Source organism: Bacillus sp. JJ1474 (assembly GCF_036965225.1).
In the GTDB taxonomy this organism is placed as follows: Bacteria; Bacillota; Bacilli; order Bacillales; family Cytobacillaceae; genus Cytobacillus.
In genome coordinates, this window is the sequence record NZ_JBALPC010000113.1 from 14,678 (window position 1) to 18,291 (window position 3,614).

3 protein-coding genes are annotated in these 3,614 nt (G+C 38.0%); all 3 read right to left on the reverse strand.

All coding sequences use genetic code 11. The features are described 5' to 3' along the window. Positions 1-237: 237 nt before the first annotated feature. Positions 238-1,035 (reverse strand): DUF2268 domain-containing protein, encoded by a 798-nt coding sequence (locus V7164_RS15035; RefSeq protein ID WP_335354492.1) that lies wholly within the window; start codon positions 1,033-1,035, stop codon positions 238-240. Between the two features lie 222 nt (positions 1,036-1,257). After that, positions 1,258-2,496: a beta-ketoacyl-ACP synthase II gene (gene fabF, locus V7164_RS15040; protein WP_335354493.1), complete on the reverse strand. Its 1,239-nt coding sequence runs from the start codon at positions 2,494-2,496 to the stop codon at positions 1,258-1,260. A 77-nt stretch (positions 2,497-2,573) separates the two neighbouring features. After that, positions 2,574-3,506, reverse strand: a complete 933-nt coding sequence (locus tag V7164_RS15045) for a beta-ketoacyl-ACP synthase III (RefSeq protein ID WP_335348000.1) — start codon at positions 3,504-3,506, stop codon at positions 2,574-2,576. Between the last annotated feature and the right edge of the window lie 108 nt (positions 3,507-3,614).

Here is a 3,614-nt window from a genome sequence, read left to right on the forward strand (position 1 = left end):
GTTAATATTCAAAAATATCTTTTTTACATATTTTATAGATATTATCTAAAATGGAATTATTTGAGTGTTTAATTGTATATTATTACAGAAAGATTACGAATTCAAGAATTATTTATAATATTCTATCTTCTATATACAATATATTTAGTGTAAAATTCAAAAAATATCTATTACACTGTTCTTATCTAGTAAAATATAAAAAGCTGGGTCCTGTTAGATCCAGCTAAAATCAGGCATTTATTCAGTTGTTTTTTCTTTTAAAAGGCTAGTAATAAAAGTTTCTGAATCTAATTTAAATGATTCTTGCAAAGAAAGATCCTTTTTCTCTTTGTAAATGGAAACGAATACAAAACCAGCGGAATAGCCTATCATTTTAGGATATGTCCCTCTGCCAAAAAGAATATCATCATGCAGTTTAGAAAACCTCTTCGTGCTTCTTTGCTGTTTTAAAAACCTTTCCCAAAAATAAAGAATTTCTTTCTTAGAATAACTTTTACACCAGTATGCTAAATAGTCTTGCCCGCAGTATTCTTTAACTGTGTGCTCTGCAAGCCCTTCTAATATCATAGAATCGATTAATGTGTTATCCTCTATCTTTTTATTTTGATGCTGAAGTCTGCATGTATGGTGATACTCGTGTATGAATAAGGCCTCCAGCTCTAGATCATCCTCTAAAGGTGTGAGAAAAAGGAATAATTTATCTTTGAAGGCTACACCGGATTTAGTCGTTTTCACTTGGGAAAATAACGAGTTTATGGATGCCATTGGAAAAATATAGATGGGAATATCAGGACCTTTCCATTCTTTCTTGTACTTTCTAAATATCGCCTCGACTTTTTTCCAGTAATTCCGCTTTTTAAGCTCGGTAAAATTTTCATAGCTTTGCCTATTTGGTTTGTACATACCAAATTGACTTAAGTATTTATAAATTTTATTAGGGCTGTCTCCGGAAAACGATTTTGAGAACCTTGCGCATATGTTCTCACAGTTAGAGAAATCATCATCAAGCCACAGGTCCGTACGTACTACCGCCATTATCTGGATACCCTCCTCACATTGATCATTTATATTTAGTTTATGAAAAGTGGTCTCTTTTGTTAATAAGGGGGTTGAACAAAAAGACAGCGGAGATTTATTTGCTAAAGTCACGAATTTATTTGCGAAAGCAATAGATTTATTTGCGAAAGTCCCAGATTTAACTTAAATTAAAAAAGAAGAAGACCAAATCCAAAGATTTTGACCTTCTTCTTTTTATCATTATTCGTATTTTTTAAATGCAATCGTTGCATTATGGCCGCCAAAGCCTAATGAATTACTGATTGCTGCTCTAATTTCTTTCTTTCTAGCCTCGTTTGGAATATAATCAAGATCACATTCTGGATCTGGCGTTTCGTAATTAATGGTTGGCGGTAAAATACCTTCCTTCATAGCTAAAACAGTGAAAATAGCTTCTATACCGCCAGCCGCTCCGAGAAGGTGGCCAGTCATTGATTTCGTAGAGCTTATAGCCAACTTATAAGCATGATCTCCAAATACCGCCTTAATTGCCATTGTTTCAAATTTATCGTTGTAATCCGTACTAGTTCCGTGAGCATTAATATAATCAATATCCTCTGGTGATAAACCAGCATCATTGATAGCCATTTTCATAGCTCGAGCTCCGCCTTCTCCTTCTGGTGCAGGTGCTGTAATATGGTAAGCATCACCAGTCGCACCATACCCTACAATTTCAGCGTAGATGTTTGCGCCTCTGGCAAGAGCATGTTCAAGCTCCTCAAGAACAACGATTCCAGCTCCTTCGCCAATAACAAACCCATCACGATTTTTATCAAATGGGCGGCTAGCTGTTTTCGGATCTGGATTTGTTGATAATGCAGTGTTTGCACAAAATCCTGCAACTGACATTTTCGTAATCGGTGCTTCAGCTCCACCTGTTACCATTGCATCGGCATCACCGCGCTGAATAACTTTAAAGGCATCGCCAATAGAGTTTGTGCCCGTTGCACATGCTGTAACTGTACATGAATTAAATCCTTTAGCACCTAGAGTGATGGACACTTGTCCTGTTGCCATATCAGGTATCATCATAGGAACGAAGAATGGGCTAACCCTTCTGTAACCGCGATTTAGAAATGTTTCGAATTGATTTTCGAATGTCTCCATGCCGCCAATTCCTGAGCCAATCCAAACACCAACACGATCAGCATTTTCTTCATTGATCGATAAATTTGCATCCTTTACCGCCATTAAAGACGCTGCAACCGCATAATGTGTAAAGCGGTCCATTTTTCTAGCATCCTTTTTTTCCATGAAATTTTCGACATTAAAATCCTTTACTTCCGCAGCAACCTTAACTGGGTATTCATCTGCATTAACTCTTGTTAAAGGCCCTACACCTGATACACCTGCAAGGATATTTTTCCAAGTAGTTTCTACTTCATTCCCAAGCGGTGTTACAGCGCCTATGCCTGTAACAACAACTCTACGTTTATTCATTAATTTATATCTCCTTTGCTATTATAGATATTTAACGAACATTCTTACGAAAATTATAGTACTTAGTGGAATTCTGCCTATCTGCCCCAACGCATAGCGATGGCACCCCATGTTAATCCGCCGCCGAAACCGACCATCACAATTAAGTCTCCATCTTTAATCTTTCCTGCCTCTAATTCCTCAACGATGGAAATAGGAATAGACGCCGCTGATGTATTTCCATATTTGTGAATCGTCTTTGACATTTTTTCTTCGGGCAAATCAAGACGCTGTCTCGATGCTTCCATAATCCGGATATTGGCCTGGTGAGGGATTAAGAAGTCAACATCCTCTTTCGTAAGACCCGCTTTTTCTAATACGTTTACACAGCTTTCACCCATTTGGCGGACTGCGAATTTAAATACTTCGCGACCGTTCATAATAATATATTCATCCTGATATAAATGCTTTGAGCCTGTTCCATCGGCGCCTAGTTCAAAGGATAGGATTCCTCTGCCCTCAGATACTTGGCCAATGACAGCGGCACCGGCACCATCCCCGAATAATACAGCAGTATTTCGATCTTCCCAATCTGTGACTTTTGAAAGCTTTTCAACCCCTACTATTAATACGTGCTTATAAGTGCCAGCCTCCACAAATTGCTTTGCTGTAACAATTCCATACATAAATCCAGCACATGCAGCACTAACGTCCATCGCGGCAGCTTTGACAGCCCCCAGCCTTTCCTGAAGCATGCAAGCAACAGATGGGAAAGGACGGTCAGGTGTAACGGTTGCAACTATGATCATATCTAAATCTTCCGGTGAAATATTTGCGTTCTCGATCGCCTTCCTTGCCGCTTCGTAAGCGAGATCAGATGTATCGGTATCATCATCCGCAATTCTTCTTTCTTCAATACCGGTACGTGTTCTAATCCATTCATCTGAAGTATCAACCATTTTTTCTAAATCCGCATTAGTAAGAATTTTCTCTGGCAAGCATCTGCCAATTCCAATAATCCCCGCATTCATGGAGTCCACCCCTTATTATCTACTATTAAATGTAAAAGCCATAACAAATATACACTGGCTCAATTATAAAGCATTTATACAATAAACGATAATTAATATTATTATCAA

What these genes read in the sequence shown, in the direction of transcription:
- fabF (WP_335354493.1), bottom strand. Translation starts at nt 2,496, where the DNA reads ATGAATAAACGTAGAGTTGTTGTTACAGGCATAGGCGCTGTAACACCG.
- V7164_RS15035 (WP_335354492.1), bottom strand. Translation starts at nt 1,035, where the DNA reads ATGGCGGTAGTACGTACGGACCTGTGGCTTGATGATGATTTCTCTAAC.
- V7164_RS15045 (WP_335348000.1), bottom strand. Translation starts at nt 3,506, where the DNA reads ATGAATGCGGGGATTATTGGAATTGGCAGATGCTTGCCAGAGAAAATT.